Annotated in this window: 14 protein-coding genes and 1 pseudogene; 7 read left to right on the top strand and 8 right to left on the bottom strand. The window is 72.3% G+C overall.

Annotated features, from left to right (window positions below; genetic code table 11):
- The first annotated feature begins 15 nt into the window (after nucleotides 1-15).
- Entirely contained in the window at nucleotides 16-780 is a 765-nt protein-coding gene (locus OG943_RS14780; RefSeq protein WP_328610336.1) for an IclR family transcriptional regulator, read from the top strand.
- Between the two features lie 517 nt (nucleotides 781-1297).
- Nucleotides 1298-2725, top strand: coding sequence for a polyprenol phosphomannose-dependent alpha 1,6 mannosyltransferase MptB (gene mptB, locus OG943_RS14775; protein ID WP_328610335.1), 1428 nt, complete (start codon nucleotides 1298-1300; stop codon nucleotides 2723-2725).
- A gap of 9 nt (nucleotides 2726-2734) precedes the next feature.
- Here the strand turns inward: mptB and OG943_RS14770 are convergent, their stop codons facing one another.
- On the bottom strand, nucleotides 2735-3469 hold the full coding sequence (locus OG943_RS14770) for an SDR family NAD(P)-dependent oxidoreductase (RefSeq protein ID WP_328610334.1): 735 nt from the start codon (nucleotides 3467-3469) through the stop codon (nucleotides 2735-2737).
- Nucleotides 3470-3509: 40 nt separating this feature from the next.
- Nucleotides 3510-4379, bottom strand: coding sequence for a LysR family transcriptional regulator (locus OG943_RS14765; protein ID WP_328610333.1), 870 nt, complete (start codon nucleotides 4377-4379; stop codon nucleotides 3510-3512).
- A gap of 112 nt (nucleotides 4380-4491) precedes the next feature.
- Between OG943_RS14765 and OG943_RS14760 the strand changes: the two genes are divergently transcribed.
- Nucleotides 4492-5235 (top strand): SDR family oxidoreductase, encoded by a 744-nt coding sequence (locus OG943_RS14760; protein WP_328610332.1) that lies wholly within the window; start codon nucleotides 4492-4494, stop codon nucleotides 5233-5235.
- Nucleotides 5236-5312: 77 nt separating this feature from the next.
- Here the strand turns inward: OG943_RS14760 and OG943_RS14755 are convergent, their stop codons facing one another.
- From OG943_RS14755 to OG943_RS14745, 3 genes are all read right to left on the bottom strand, one after another.
- A complete protein-coding gene (locus tag OG943_RS14755; protein ID WP_328610331.1) occupies nucleotides 5313-6014 on the bottom strand; it encodes a DUF4232 domain-containing protein in 702 nt (233 codons plus the stop codon).
- Nucleotides 6015-6122: 108 nt separating this feature from the next.
- The gene (locus tag OG943_RS14750; protein ID WP_328610330.1) at nucleotides 6123-6644 is read right to left on the bottom strand and encodes a DUF4232 domain-containing protein; all 522 of its coding nucleotides are present in this window, start codon (nucleotides 6642-6644) and stop codon (nucleotides 6123-6125) included.
- 219 nt (nucleotides 6645-6863) lie between these two features.
- Nucleotides 6864-7634, bottom strand: coding sequence for an AraC family transcriptional regulator (locus OG943_RS14745; RefSeq protein WP_328610329.1), 771 nt, complete (start codon nucleotides 7632-7634; stop codon nucleotides 6864-6866).
- 92 nt (nucleotides 7635-7726) lie between these two features.
- Here OG943_RS14745 and OG943_RS14740 point away from each other — a divergent pair.
- Nucleotides 7727-8494: pseudogene (locus OG943_RS14740) on the top strand (sulfite exporter TauE/SafE family protein).
- Between the two features lie 51 nt (nucleotides 8495-8545).
- Here OG943_RS14740 and OG943_RS14735 read toward each other — a convergent pair.
- Genes OG943_RS14735 through OG943_RS14725 form a run of 3 tightly spaced genes read right to left on the bottom strand, consistent with a single transcriptional unit; the run spans nucleotide 8546 to nucleotide 11174 of the window.
- Entirely contained in the window at nucleotides 8546-8980 is a 435-nt protein-coding gene (locus tag OG943_RS14735) for a nitroreductase/quinone reductase family protein (RefSeq protein WP_328610328.1), read from the bottom strand.
- Nucleotides 8981-9027: 47 nt separating this feature from the next.
- Complete coding sequence (locus OG943_RS14730) at nucleotides 9028-9915, bottom strand: alpha/beta hydrolase family esterase (RefSeq protein ID WP_328610327.1); 888 nt, start codon at nucleotides 9913-9915, stop codon at nucleotides 9028-9030.
- 59 nt (nucleotides 9916-9974) lie between these two features.
- Nucleotides 9975-11174 (bottom strand): cytochrome P450, encoded by a 1200-nt coding sequence (locus OG943_RS14725; protein WP_328610326.1) that lies wholly within the window; start codon nucleotides 11172-11174, stop codon nucleotides 9975-9977.
- Nucleotides 11175-11437: 263 nt separating this feature from the next.
- Between OG943_RS14725 and OG943_RS14720 the strand changes: the two genes are divergently transcribed.
- The 3 genes from OG943_RS14720 (at nucleotide 11438) to OG943_RS14710 (ending at nucleotide 13761) form a co-directional block, all read left to right on the top strand.
- Nucleotides 11438-12028, top strand: coding sequence for a TetR/AcrR family transcriptional regulator (locus tag OG943_RS14720; RefSeq protein ID WP_328610325.1), 591 nt, complete (start codon nucleotides 11438-11440; stop codon nucleotides 12026-12028).
- A gap of 148 nt (nucleotides 12029-12176) precedes the next feature.
- Nucleotides 12177-12878, top strand: a complete 702-nt coding sequence (locus tag OG943_RS14715) for a DJ-1/PfpI family protein (RefSeq protein WP_328610324.1) — start codon at nucleotides 12177-12179, stop codon at nucleotides 12876-12878.
- Nucleotides 12879-13023: 145 nt separating this feature from the next.
- Entirely contained in the window at nucleotides 13024-13761 is a 738-nt protein-coding gene (locus tag OG943_RS14710) for a VIT1/CCC1 transporter family protein (protein WP_328610323.1), read from the top strand.
- Nucleotides 13762-13767 lie beyond the last annotated feature (6 nt).

Here is a 13767-nt window from a genome sequence, read left to right as displayed (position 1 = left end):
GTGGATTGTGAGCGCATGACGGAGGAGCAACCGCCGGCCTCGGCGCACACCGAGGGCGGCGAGACCGCGCGGCGGGCATTGCGGCTGATCGAGGCCGTGGTGACGGCCGGGGAGCCGGTCGCGCTGGGCGACCTCGTCGAGCTGGTCGGGCTGTCCAAGAGCACGTGTTACCGCCTGGTGCGGGTGCTGCAGGACGAGCGGTACCTGGACCGCGCCGAGTCCGGCGGCTACTCGGTCGGCAGCCGGCTCGTCGGCGTCGCCGCGGCCGTGCTGCCGCAGGCCGCGCTGTACCAGGCGGCGCGGCCGGCGCTGCGGCTGCTCGCGGACGCGACGGGCGAGACGGCCACCCTGCACGTCCGCAGCGGCAACCGGAGTGTGCTGGTGCTGGGCGCCGAGAGCGCCGACCAGGTCCTCCGCCGCGCCGCGACGGTCGGCGAGACGGCTTGGCTGGGCCGCGGCTCCAGCGGCCAGGCGATCCTGGCGCACCTGCCCGAGGCGGACGCCGCGCCGATCATCGCCCAGGCCGCCGACGCGGACGCCGTGCGGGCCGAGCTGGCCCAAGCCCGTTCGGCCGGTTACACCTTGTCGTACGGCGCCAACCACCCCGGCGTGCACGGCGTCGCGGCCCCGGTCCACGCGGCCTTCACCGGCGGCCGCGGCATGTCCGTCGCGGTCTCCGGCCCGGCGGACCGCTGGACCGACGACCGGATGCGCGCCTGCGTCTCCCGGCTGCTCAAGACGTGCGCGGAGCTGTCCGTCCTGTTCGGAGAAGACGGCTAGGGCCTCCGCCTGACCACATCGTGACCCCAGGCCGGGACGTGCGGCCCGCCGGCTCCGGCTTGGCCTGCAGCGCCCCAACGCCACATTGGTTGCGTTGGACGCACCCAATGTGGCGTTCGGTGCGTTGGACGCACCGAACGCCACATTGGGGCGCAAACCAGCCAGGGGCACAAGACGGCTGGGGCCTCCGCCTGACCACGTCGTGGTCCCAGGCCAGGGCGTGCGGCCCGCCGATCGGCGCGGCGCCTCGGCCGATCGGCCGAGATACCCCGGCCGGATTACCGATCCGGTCCCACGGGTGTGACCGCCAGGATTCCGGTATGCGTCCTTCCCCGGCCAGACCGCGCCCGACCGGCCGCCGGGTGACTACTCAGGACGGTCCACAGGGGAGTGATCAGGCCGGTACAGGGGCCTTTCGGGCAGCTTTCCCGCCCCGGGACCGTCGGTGCCCATCCCGTGCGGAGCCCGATTTTTCCGTTTGGTAGCTTCGTTTTCGTCGAGGGGGAGAAACCGGTTCATGCAGAACGTCAAGCTCGGCCCGGCGAAGGTCGAGGTCAGGGCGCCCGGTCTGCACTGGGCGGGATTCGCCGGGGTCGCGGTGCTGGTGCTCGCGACCTGGCTGCCGTTGCCCGCGGTGCTCGTGGTGGCGCTGGGCGTGATCGGGATGGCCGCGTTCGTCGTGGCCTGGCTGCTGCTCGGGCGCCGCGCCGCCGACGTCTCCGTGCGAAGGCTGTACACGATCACCGGTCTCTGCAGCCTGCCGCTGCTGGCGGCGCGCCCGCTGTTCAGCGGCGACGTCTACAGCTACCTGGCGCAGGGCGTGATCGCGGCCAAGGGGCTCGATCCGTACGCGCTCGGCCCGGCGGCGGCGCTGGGCGCCGCGTCGCCGGTGACCCTGCAGGTCAGCCACTACTGGCAGGACACGCCCGCGCCGTACGGGCCGGCGTTCGTCGGGCTGTCGCGCGCGATCGCGCACCTCGTCGGCGAGAACGTGATCGGGACCGTGCTGCTGCACCGGCTCCTGGAGCTGATCGGCGTGGTGCTGCTCGCGTGGGCGCTGCCGCGCCTGGCCCGCCGGGCCGGGGCCCCGCCGTCCGTCGCGGTGTGGCTGGGGCTGCTGAACCCCCTGGTGCTGTGGCACGTCGTCGTCGGCGTGCACAACGACGGCCTGATGATCGGGCTGACCGTGGCCGGGCTGGAACTCGTCTACCTCGGGGCGGCCAGGACCGGCGTCGCGCGGCCCGCGCTGATCGCGGCGGGCGTGGTGCTGGTCAGTGCCGGGGCGAACGTGAAGATCGTGGCTGTCGCGGCGCTGTGTTTCGTCGGGATCGACCTGGCCCGCCGCGCGCGCCCCGCTGGGAAGGTCGCGGTGCTGCTGGGGCTGCCCGCGGGATTCGCGCTGGTCACCGTCGCGATCACGCTGGGCAGCGGGCTGGGCTTCGGCTGGGTACGGGCGCTGGCCGGGGTCTCCTCCGGGCAGGTGCACAGCTGGCTGGCGCCGACCAACGAGCTGGGCTTCCTGGCCGGCGGCCTCGGCGCGCTGGCCGGGCTGGACCTCACCGACGGTGCGATCAAGCTCTTCTCGGCCGTCGGCGCGGTGGCCGGCCTCGTCGTCGGGGCGAGGCTGTTGTGGCTGACCTACCAGGGAAAGCTGCACCCGCTGCTCGGCACCGGCCTGGCCTTCGCGGCGATGCTCGTGCTGGGCCCGGTCGTGCAGCCGTGGTACCTCCTGTGGATGATTGCGCTGCTCGCGGTGAGCCTGACGACCGAGCGCGCCCGCTGGATCCTCGCCGGGGTCAGCGCGGTGCTCGCCCTGGTGCTGCCCCCGGCGGGCGGCGGTGCGGTCGCACTGGTCGTGGGCTACCTGATCGCCGCCGTGCTGGTCGGCGGGACGCTGTACCTGCGGCGGGCGAGCCTGCTGCCGAACCGGCTCCTGCCGAGCTGACGCGCCGGATCAGGGCAGACGGTCGAGGCTGGGCTGCTCGGGGCCGTGGGGGATGTCGAAGGTCTCCTCGCCGGTGCGCAGCAGCCGCAGGACGGCGCCGGCCACGTACTCCGGGCGGTGCACCACCATGCCCGGCGCCGGCGACGTGCCGAGGGTGAACATGTTGTCGCCGAACTCGGTGGCGGTGATCGAAGGCAGCAGCAGGGACACGGCGACGCCGTCGCCGGCGAGTTCCGCGGTCAGCACGCCGCTGAGCATGTTGACCGCGGACTTGGTGGACGCGTAGGCGCCGAGGCCGACCGCGACCCGTCGCGTGCTGCCCGAGCTGATGTTCACGATGCGGCCGAAACCCTGCCGGCGCATGGCCGGCAGCACCGCCTGCGTCATCGCCAGCAGGGCGGCCAGGTTGAGCTCCAGGATCCGGCCGAACTCGGCCGGGTCCACCTGGTCGAGCGGCCCGTTGAGGCTGGCGCCCGCGTTGTTGACCAGACCGTCGATCCGCCCGTGCCGGTCGAGGGTGGCCGCCACCAGGTCACGCACCTGCGCGTGGTCGGTCACGTCGGTCGGCACGGCCAGCGCACCGTCGAGTTCCTCGCTGAGCGCGGCCAGCCGGTCGGCCCGCCGCGCGGCCAGTACCGGATGCGCCCCGGCGGCGTGCAGGGCGCGGGCGGTCGCCGCGCCGATTCCGGAGGAGGCGCCGGTGACGATGACCGTTTTGCCGGCCAGATCGATGAAGTCAGCCATACGTCGATATCTACCAGACTGCTTGACCGGCCGGCCGTGCCTAGGCCGCCGGCGCGAGCCAGACCCGGGCGATCTCGCGGAAGTCGCCGGCCAGCGGGTTGTGGTCGGTGCCGCGGGTGGCGACCACGACCCGGCAGGGATCGATGCCCTCCAACGGGATCGTGGCCAGGTCTTCGCGCAGGGTGGGGCGCCGGTCGCCCGCGGGCAGGATCGCGACGCCGTGCCCGTCGGCGATGAGTTCGAGCTTGTCCTCGAAGCTGTCGTCGGCACTGGGCCGCGCTGCGGAGCCGGGGGTGGCAGCCCAGATCGTCGCAGTGCTGGTGCAGGCGGCCAGCTCGGCCCCGCCGAGGTCGTCGAGCGTGACGGATTCCTTGCCCGCCCAGGGATGTGACGCCGGCACGACCAGCACCCGCGGCTCGTCGTAGAGCGTGTCGACGCGGAAGCGGCCGTCCGGGAACGGCAGCGGCATCCGGGTGACCAGCGCGTCCACCCGGCGCTCCGGCAACGCGTGGGCCTCCTGCCAGCCCAGGTGCCGGGTGGTGATCTCGGCGTCCGGGTGCCGGCGGCGCAGCTCCCGCACCGCCGGGGTGACGACCAGGTCACCGACGTACCCGATGGTGAGCGCGCCGGAGGTGGCGGCGGCCCGGGTGGCGAGCGCGGCCTCGCGGGCCGTGTGCAGCAGGTCGTGGGCCCGTGGCAGGAAGACCCGGCCCGCGTCGGTCAGCCGGCTGCCCTGCGGCGTGCGGTCGAACAGCCGCGCGCCCAGCTGGTGCTCCAGGCGCTGGATCTGCCGGCTCAGCGCCGGCTGGGCGACGTGCAGCGCGGCCGCGGCCCGGCCGAAGTTCAGGTGCTCCGCCACCACCGCGAAGTACCGCACCAGGCGGAGGTCGAGGTCGGGGTCTTCGGGCACAGGCCCAGCTTACGCGTCATGCCGCGGCCGCATGACGACGTGCGGAACCGGTCTTGGACGCCCGGCCCGCGGGGCTCTTGACTTGATCAGATCAGGCGAGAAAGGAATCACGATGGGCGAGTACACCGGGAAGAGCGCGGTCATCACCGGCGGCAGCAGCGGGCTCGGCTTCGAGACGGCGAAGCAACTCGCGGACGGCGGGGCGCGCGTGCTGATCACCGGGCGCACCCGCGCCACGCTCGACGCCGCCCGCGAACGGCTTGGCAGCAACGCGGTGGCCGTCCTCAGCGACGCGGCGTCGCTGCCTGAGACGGACGCGCTGGCGGACCGCGTCAAGGCCGAGTTCGGCACGTTCGACGCGCTGTTCGTCAACGCCGGCATCACCCGCTTCGTGCCGTTCGAGTCGATGACGGAAGAGGTGTACGACGAACTGCTCGCGGTGAACGCCAAGGGGCCGTACTTCACCGTGCAGAAGCTCGCGCCGCTGTTGAACGCGGGCAGCGGCGTGGTACTGACCACCTCGGTCGCGAACGTCAAGGGCCTTCCGGGCAGCAGCGCGTACGCGGCTGCCAAGGCGGCGCTGCGCTCGATGACCCGGAGTCTCGCGCGCGAGCTGCTGCCGCGGCGGATCCGCGTCAACGCCGTCAGTCCCGGGCCCATCGACACGGGCATCCTGGCGAAATCCCTGCCCCGGGAGGCCGCGGAGCAGACGCAGGCGCAGATGACGGCGGCCAACCCGATGCTGCGGTTCGGCGACCCGGCCGAAGTCGCCCGTGCGGTCGCGTTCCTCGCGTTTGAGGCCACTTACACGACGGGCGCGGAGCTTCCGGTGGACGGTGGGGCGTCGCAGCTTTGAAATCCCTGCCGCACAGTGAAACGGCGGCCGGCGCACTTGCGCGCCGGCCGCCTTCGGTCCGGGTGGCCGGGCTGTGGTCAGGCCGGCGGGTCGGCGAGGATGCCGTTGACGAAGCTGCCCGGGTGGGTGGCGCTGTCCTGGCGCATGACCGTCAGGGACGAGGGCCAGGCGACGGTCAGCGGCTGGGTCTGGCCGGGCGGGATGGTCACCAGCCTGGTCGGCGTCCAGTCGGTGGAGCCGGAACTGCCGACGGCGCCGGGGGCCTGGGTCAGCACGGTGACGGTCGCGGTCGCCGACTGGCCCGGGGTGACCACGTTCATCGCCACGCCGTTGTCGGTGCGCGTCAGGTGGTAGGTGGTGCCGTTCGGGTCGGCCGGGCCGACCAGGTCGACGCCCGGGACGCCGTGCAGCGCGCACGAGTGGGACGAGGTGTTGGTGTACTTCAGCGGCACGTCGAACTGGCCCGCCGCGTCCTCGTGCTCCTTCGGGGTGCCGAGCGACGCCGAGAGGTCGGCGGTGGTGCAGCGCGGAGTGGTGCCGCCCGTGGATTCCCGGGCGGTGTCGGCGTTCTTCTTCGAGCCGTCCGACTTCTTCGAGACGTCCGAAAGGTTCCCGCCGCCGGAACCGCCCGCGGCGCCGTTCCCCGCGGCCGCCGCGCTGGTGGACGAGGCCGGCGCGGCGCCCGTCTGGCTCGCGCCGGAACCGCAGGCCGCGAGCGCGAACGCCCCCGCCACCGCCGCCGCGCCGATCGAAACCCGCTTCACCTGGACGTTGACCATGACATATCCTCCTGGACTGTGCACTATGGACTGGGCACTGTGGACTGGGCACTGTGGACTGAGCACTGTGGACTGTTCTGGGTGGCCTGAGAGCGCGGCCGGTACCGCTCAGCTGCCGTCGGCGGCGCTCACTGCGGTGACCTGCACGGTGTCGCCCTTCAGCGGCGCGCCCGCGGGCCAGTCCGCGCTGACCGGCTGGCCGGCGGGACCGGCCGGCAGGCCGAACGAGACCGAGGTGGGCGGGACCGCGCTCGGCCGCGCGTCCGCCTGCTGCACGATCCGGGACTCGGCCGGGTGCCCGGCCCGCAGGTTCACCGGACCGCCGGTGGCGCCGTCCGGCGTCGCGGTGACGTCCGGGACGCGCTGGCCGCCGGCGGTGAACGCCAGCGCGGCCGGGGTGCCTTCCAGCTTGCAGTTCGTGGTCGGCGCCGCGGCGGTGTAGGTGAGCACGTAGGCCTCGTGGCCCGCGGCGTGCGCCGGGTCCGCCGTGACGGTGACGTGCACGTCGGCCGTGCCGCACGGGGTGTCCGACGGATTGGCGCTGGCGGCCCCGGCGGCCAGCAGGAGCCCGCCCGCCACCACGCCGCCGGCCGTCACGGTCGCGGCCACTCGCTGGGTCAGCTTGCCCATCGGGTCATCTCCTCCGGTTCGGTGATCGGCTGTCGTCGATCGGACTCACCAGGAGAGATGCCCACGGGGGTGCCGGCGATGCGTCCCGGTGAGATCACCCGCAACCGGGCAACCCGGCGGCCCGCCGGACGTCCACCCGAAAGAGTCGCGCCGCACGCGCGCGCCGGGATTTCGCTTGTGCGCCACCGAGTTCAGGCGGTCTGACCAGCGCCGACGGGCTCAGCGGATCGGGTCGCGGTAGTCCTTCGGCGGGGCCCCGAGCAGCCGGGTGAACATGGTGGAGAACGCGGCCGGGCTTTCGTACCCGAGCGTCGCCGCGACGTCGGCCACGGGACGGTCCGCGGCCAGCAGCGGCAGCGCGTGCAGCACACAGGCCCGTTGGCGCCACTGGAGGAAGCTCAATCCCGTCTCCGCGCGGAACAGCCGGTTCAAGGTCCGCTCGCTCAGGTGCAGCCGGGCCGCCCAGCGGGCAGGCGGGTCGTGCACGTCCGGCGAACGCGCGAAGGACTCGCAGAGGTCGCGTAGCCGTTGGTCACGGGGGAGTGGCAGCTCCAGCGGCAACGGCGCGCACCGCGAAACTTCGTGCAGCAGCAATGCGGCGAGCGCCGCGTCGCGGCCACGGGCCGGGTATTCGGGTTCGATGTCGACGGCCGCCAGCAGCAGCTCCCGCAGCAGCGGGGTGACCTCCACGGCCCGGCAGCGCCGCGGGAACCACGGCACCGAGGACGGTTCGAGGTAGAGGCTGCAGGTGCTGACGTTCATCATCGTGACGGCGTGGTCGGTGCCCGGCGGGATGAGCACCGCCCGCCGGGTCGGCACGGTCCAGGTCCCGTCCGCGGTCTCGACGCGCATGGACCCGGTGGCGCCGTAGAGGAACTGGGCGCGGCGGTGCCGGTGCCGGGGCAGCAGGTGGTCGGGCGGGTAGTCGGTGCTGATCGCCAGCACGGCGCGGTCGAGGCCGTCGACCTCGTCGAGCGGGACGTTGCGCACGGTCCCGAGCCTAACCGAAGCCTGTCCGATCCGCGAAAGAACCTGGCGTACTTTCGAATGCGCGCCGTACGCCGGTCTCCTAGGTTCGGGGTGTGCTCACCTCACTGCCGATCCTGTTCGCGTTCGGGTGCCTCAGCGGCGTCACCACTGTCCTCTTCGGATTCGGCGGCGGGTTCGTGACCGTGCCGGTGATCGCGGCGGTCGCCGGTGGCTCGGGTGGCACTGACCCGCTGCACGTCGCGGTCGCCACCTCCGCCGTGGTGATGGCCGTCAACTCGGCCGGCGCGACCGCCGCCGGGCTGCGGGCCGGACGGGTGCGGCGGGAGTACCTGTGGCCGCTGGCCGTGTTCGTCGGGCTCGGCGCGGTGCTGGGCGCGCTGGCCGCGACCTGAGCGCCGGACGGCCTGCTGCGCCTGCTGTTCGCCGCGTACCTCGCGGTGACGATCCTGGACAGCTTGCTGCGCAAGGGTTTCCTCCGCCCGCCGGAAGACCGCAGCCCGCTGGGACCGGTGACGGCGACGGCGGGCGGGCTCGGCATCGGCGCGGTGGCGAGCTTCCTCGGCGTCGGCGGCAGCGTGATGACGGTGCCGCTGCTGCGCCGCAAGGGCCTCCCGATGACGGACGCGGTGGCGCTGGCCAACCCGCTCAGCCTGCCGGTCGCCCTGGTCGCCACCGCGGTGTACGCCGTCACCGGGCCGGGGCCCGTCGGTTACGTCGATCCCCTCGCGGCCGCGGCACTGCTGGCCGGCTCGCTGCCGACCATCGCGATCGTCCGGCGCTTCGCCGGGCGGCTGCCGGACCGGGTCCACGCGGTGGCCTACGTCGCGCTCCTGGTGGCCGCACTGGTGGCGGTGGTCTAGCGGCGGCCGGAGTAACCGAGCCGAGCGCGTCGCCCAGGGTGCGCCCGCCGGTCAGCTCGCCGGTTCTTCAAGCAGCACCAGCGGGATCTCCCGCGTGGTCTTGGTCTGGTACTCGGCGTAGTTCTTGTGGTCGGCCACGACCAGCGGCCACAGCCGGCGCCGTTCCTCCTCGGTGGCGACCCTGGCGTGCATCGGCCGGGTCGGCTCGCCCCGGTAGCTCACGTCCACCTGGGGATTGTCGCGGAGGTTGAGGAACCAGGCCGGGTGGATGTCGTCTCCGCCGCGGGAAGCCACGACGATCAGCGTCGTGCCCTCCTGCAGCGGCGAGGTGAGCATCACCGAGCGCGGCTCACCGGACTTGCGGCCGATCGTGGTCAGCTTCAGCACGGGCATGTCCGAGACCTGCCACCCGGCCTTGCCTCCGCTGATCTTGAGGATGCCGCGGTGGATGGCGTTCATGGTCTTCGCGGTGAAGTCGGTGGGCATCTCTGCTCCGTCCCTTCGAGGATGGGTGTGCGGGTCGCCGGTTCTGTTCAGCGGGCGGGGAAACCGAAGAAATCGTTGATCGCCCCGGCGGTGTCGAAGGTGTGGTCGGTCCGGCCCAGGACGATGCGGGGGCGGGCGGTCTTGGGGCCGGGGATGGTGTGGCCGCCTTCGTGGACGGTGTAGAGGGTAACCGGCTGGTGGCCCGGCTCACGGTAGTCGGTGCGGTCCACTCGTGTCGGCCCGGCCGACGGCGGGCCCGCGGGCGTGGTCACGGGTGCCGCGGTGATGCCGTTGCGCTGTGCGTAATAGGCGGCCGTCTCCTGGGCCGAAAGCCCGAGTCCCCGGGGCTGGAGCCGGTACATCTTGGCCATTCCGCCGGCGTACGGGACGATCGGGTCCCGGGTGCCGTGCAGGAACATGACCGGCAGGGGCTCCTGCTGCGGGGAGTCCGGGGCGAAGTTCTCCGGGACGGACTGGGTGGCGGAGAGGACAGCTGCGCCGGCCAGCGCGGTGGGCATTTCGTGGATCAGGCGGATGACCATCTGGCCGCCGTTGGAGAAGCCGACGGCGCGGACCTGGGTGCTGTCACCGTGATAGCGGCGTACCAGGAGGTCGATGGCGGCCTTGGCGAAGGCGACGTCGTCGGCGCCGTCGGTGCGCGCGGCCGAGGTGTTGACGATCCTGGCGTCGTTCCAGTGCTTCTTGTGGCCGTCCAGATAGGCGACGGCCGCCCCGGACTGCGCCCCGATGTGGTCGAAGGTGTTCGCGGTGAACGAGCGGATCACCGCCGCGGTCTGCATCGAGCCGTGGAAGACCAGGACGATCGGGACCGGGCTCGGGCCGGCTTGCGGATGGTGCACCACGGTCAGCGTGCGGGTCCGGCCGGCGACCTCGACCGACTCGGGTGACACCGTGACCTCGGACGTTGTACTCATGTTCTCCACTGTAGCGCTAATCGGATCAGTTATCCGAATGGACACTCGATCCGGTTGAGTCACCAGGTCAGGGGCAGGGATTTCAGGCCGTAGACGGGGGAGAGGACCCGGAAGCCGACGTCCTCGAGCGGCACGGCCAGCCGCAGGGAAGGAAACCGGCGGAGCAGGGCCGGGAGGGCGACCCGCAGTTCGATCCGGGCGAGTTGCTGGCCGAGGCACTGGTGGGGACCGAAGCCGAAGGCCAGGTGGGCGACGGGCTTGCGGCGGACGTTCAAGCTCGTCTCGTCGCCGATGAGCTCGCGGTCCTGGTTGGCGGCCAGCACCGAGAGCAGCAGCCGTTCGCCGGCCTTGACCGGCCGGCCGTTGAGGTCGAGGTCTTCCGCGGCCCGGCGGTTGAGCTGGGTGACGATGGACAGGTACCGCAGGAGTTCTTCGACCGCGCTGGTGGTCACGGTGTCGTCGTCGCGGACGGCGGCGAGCTGGTCGGGGTTCTGCAGCAGGGCCAGGGTGCCGAGGCCGATCATGTTCGAGGTGGTCTCGTGCCCGGCGACCAGGAGGATGTTGCCGAAGCCGACCAGCTCCTCGTCGGTGAGCTCGTCGCCTTGCTCGCGGATCACCGAGCCGAGCAGGCTGTCGCCGGGTTCGGCGCGCAGCGTGGCGATCAGGTCCGCCATGTACGCGTGCATCGCGGCGTAGTTGTCGAATTGTTCCTGCGCGGTCTTGGTGAGGTCGAGCAGGACCGCGCTCTGGTGCTGGAACTGGGCGCGGTCGGCGTAGGGCACGCCGAGCAGCTCGCAGATCACGAGCGACGGGATCGGCAGGGCGAATTCCGGCACCAGGTCGACCGTCGGGCCGGCCTGGGCGATTTCGGTGAGGCGGTCGTCGACGATCTGCTCGATCCACGGCCGCAGCTGCTGGAGGCGGCGGACGGTGAACGCGCTGGTCAGCATCCGCCGCAGCCGCGCGTGCTCGGGGCCGTTGTAGCTGAGCAGGAATCCCGGCTGGTTGAACAAGGTTCGCGGAGCGTCGGGATCCGGGTCGCCCCCGGGCCCGGTCTCGGCGTGCTCGTGCCCGAACGCGGCCCGGACGTCGGCATAACGGGTGACCGCGCGGACTTCGAAGGGGCCGAACATCGGGTGCTCGCCCGAGAAACGGGGGAGGTCCTCCCGTTCGCGCAGCGCGTCCAGCTCCGGCGCGGGTTCGAACGGGCCGGACCGCCGGCCGGTCGGCAGTAGCGATGAATTGTCCGGTCGGGTCATGATCGGCTCCTCGGGTGTGGTAGTCGACAAAACGGCGGAAGGCACTTCATTGCTCTTTCCGCGGACGAAATCGAGCGGGCCTCGGATCCGGCCGGCCCGGTTCAATGATTGAGGAGATCAATGAGTGTGTCAAGGAACACCGCCACTCGGTCGCGTCCCCGGACGACTCCAGGGCTGACGGCTTGGGCGGAGCGACCTGGCCGGTTAAGTGGATGAGGTATCCGAATGGTTCGCCTATCCGGTTCGCCTGGTAGGATGAGCTCATGAAGGATGTGCCCGCCGGTCCGCAACCCGTGCTCCGCAAGGACGCCGCGCGCAATCGGCGGTACATCGTGGACGCGGCGCGGGCCCTCGCGCGCGAGGGGAAGCCGATCCAGCTGAACGCGGTCGCCAAGGCGGCCGACGTCGGCGTCGGCACCGTCTATCGCCATTTCCCGACCCCGGAGGCCCTGGTCGAAGCCGTGGCGTCGGACCGGTTCGTTTCCTTGATCCGGCAAGCGGAAGAGGCCGCCGGGGCACGGGACGCCGAGCAGGCGTTGCGGGTCTTCCTGAAGGCGGCTGTCACCGCTTATCTGCAGGATGACACTTTCGCTTCCGCGGTCATGGAGCCTGACCCGGCCACGCCCGACATCCGGGACCTGCGTGAACGGCTGCAGGACGGGCTCCGCGGGCTGCTGGCCCGGACCGCCGCCGACGGCGGGCTCCGCCCCGATCTCACGGCGGCCGACGTGATGGCCCTGTTGTGCGGGGTCGGCTTCGCTGTCCGGCATTCTCCCGACCGCGACGACCCCGGCCTCCCCGATCGTTATCTCGGCGCCCTGCTCGATGGCGCGCTCGGCAAGAAATCGCGGTGAACCGAAACCGGAACAGCGGCCCGGAAATCGCCTGGCGAGAAAGCGCGCACTACTGGCATTAAGGCCACTTTCGACCGGCCCTGGTGATCGTTAGCGTGGATTTCGTCCAGCACGGCGCGGGAAAACCCGTCGTAGGAAAGGAATCGCGATGACCGACCCAGTCCGCCCGAAGGTGGCGATGCTGCTCTACCCCGGGCTCACGCCGCTCGACCTGATCGCGCCGCACGCCGCGTTCTCCGGCGCCATGGAGACCCACCTGGTGTGGAAGACGGCCGATCCGGTGGCGTCCGACTCCGGCGTCGTCCTCCACCCGACGACCACCTTCGCGGACTGCCCGGCGGATCTCGACGTCCTGTTCGTGCCCGGCGGCCTCGGCCAGGCGCCCGTCGCCGCGGACGAGGAGGTCCTGGAATTCCTCGCCGACCGCGGCGCGCGGGCCCGGTACGTCACCTCCGTCTGCGGCGGCTCGCTGATCCTCGGCGCGGCCGGGCTGCTGCGCGGCTACCAGGCGACCACCCACTGGAGCGGGATCGAAGCGCTGGCGCTGTTCGGCGCGGAATACGCCGAGGGCCGCGTGGTGGTCGACCGCAACCGGATCACCGGCGGCGGCGTCACCGCCGGCCTCGACTTCGGCCTCGTCGTGCTCGCGCGGCTGCTGGGGGAGGACGTCGCCAAGGTGACCCAGCTGATGCTCGAGTACGCCCCGGCGCCGCCGTTCGACGCCGGCACGCCGGAGACCGCCGGGCCCGAGATCACCGCCATGGCCCAGGCCGGCAATCTCCGGGTGAACGAGGAAATGACCGCCGTCGCCGAGCAGTTGGCGGCGAAGGGCTGGGGCCGCGCCGCCTGATCGGGCCGGCCCGGGGAATGCGCCCCAATGTGGCGTTCGGTGCGCTCAACGCACCCAATGTGGCGTTCGGTGCGTCCCACGCAACCAACGCCACATTGGGGCGCATCCGGCAGCGGGATCGGTGCGGCCGGGGAACAATGACCGCGTGAACGCAGAAGAAGACCCGCCCGGCGCCGAACGCACCCGCCCGGCCGGCTGGGCGCACCGGCACCGCGACGTCTCGGGCGGCTGGCTGCGCCCCACCGTGTTCGGGGCGGTCGACGGCCTGGTCACGAACGCGGCGCTGATCGCGGGCGTCGGCGGCGGTGGTGTCGCCCCGCACACGATCGTGCTGACCGGCCTGGCCGGGCTGGTCGCCGGCGCGTTCTCCATGGGCGCCGGCGAGTACGTGTCGGTCACCAACCAGAACGAGCTGGTGCACGCCGAGGTCGCCCTCGAGGCCGACATGCACGCCCGCTACCCGCAGCAGGAGCACGACGAGCTGGTCGACCGGTTCGCCTCCTACGGCGCCGATCCCGAGACCGCCCGGCGGATGGCCGAGGCCGTCTCCCGCGACCCGGACCAGGCGCTGCGGCTGCACACCCGTGAAGAGCTGGGCGTCGACCCGCAGGACCTGCCGTCCGCGCTCCTCGCCGGCGGCGCGTCGTTCGCCGCGTTCTCCCTCGGCGCGTTGCTGCCGCTGCTGCCGTACCTGTTCGGTGCCAGCACTCTCGTGGTGTCGCTGGTGCTCACCGCGCTCGCGCTGCTGGCCGGCGGCATGGTCGTCGGCAAGCTCACCGGACGGCCCCTGCTGCACTCCGGCCTGCGACAGCTCGTCCTCGGCGCGCTCGCCGTCGCGGTCACCTACGGGATCGGCCAGCTGATCGGCGCGCCGGTCAGCTGACCGGCC

This window comes from Amycolatopsis sp. NBC_00345, assembly GCF_036116635.1.
In the GTDB taxonomy this organism is placed as follows: Bacteria; Actinomycetota; Actinomycetes; order Mycobacteriales; family Pseudonocardiaceae; genus Amycolatopsis.
Note: the sequence above shows the minus strand (reverse complement) of the source record. Positions and strands in the feature narration are given on the sequence as shown.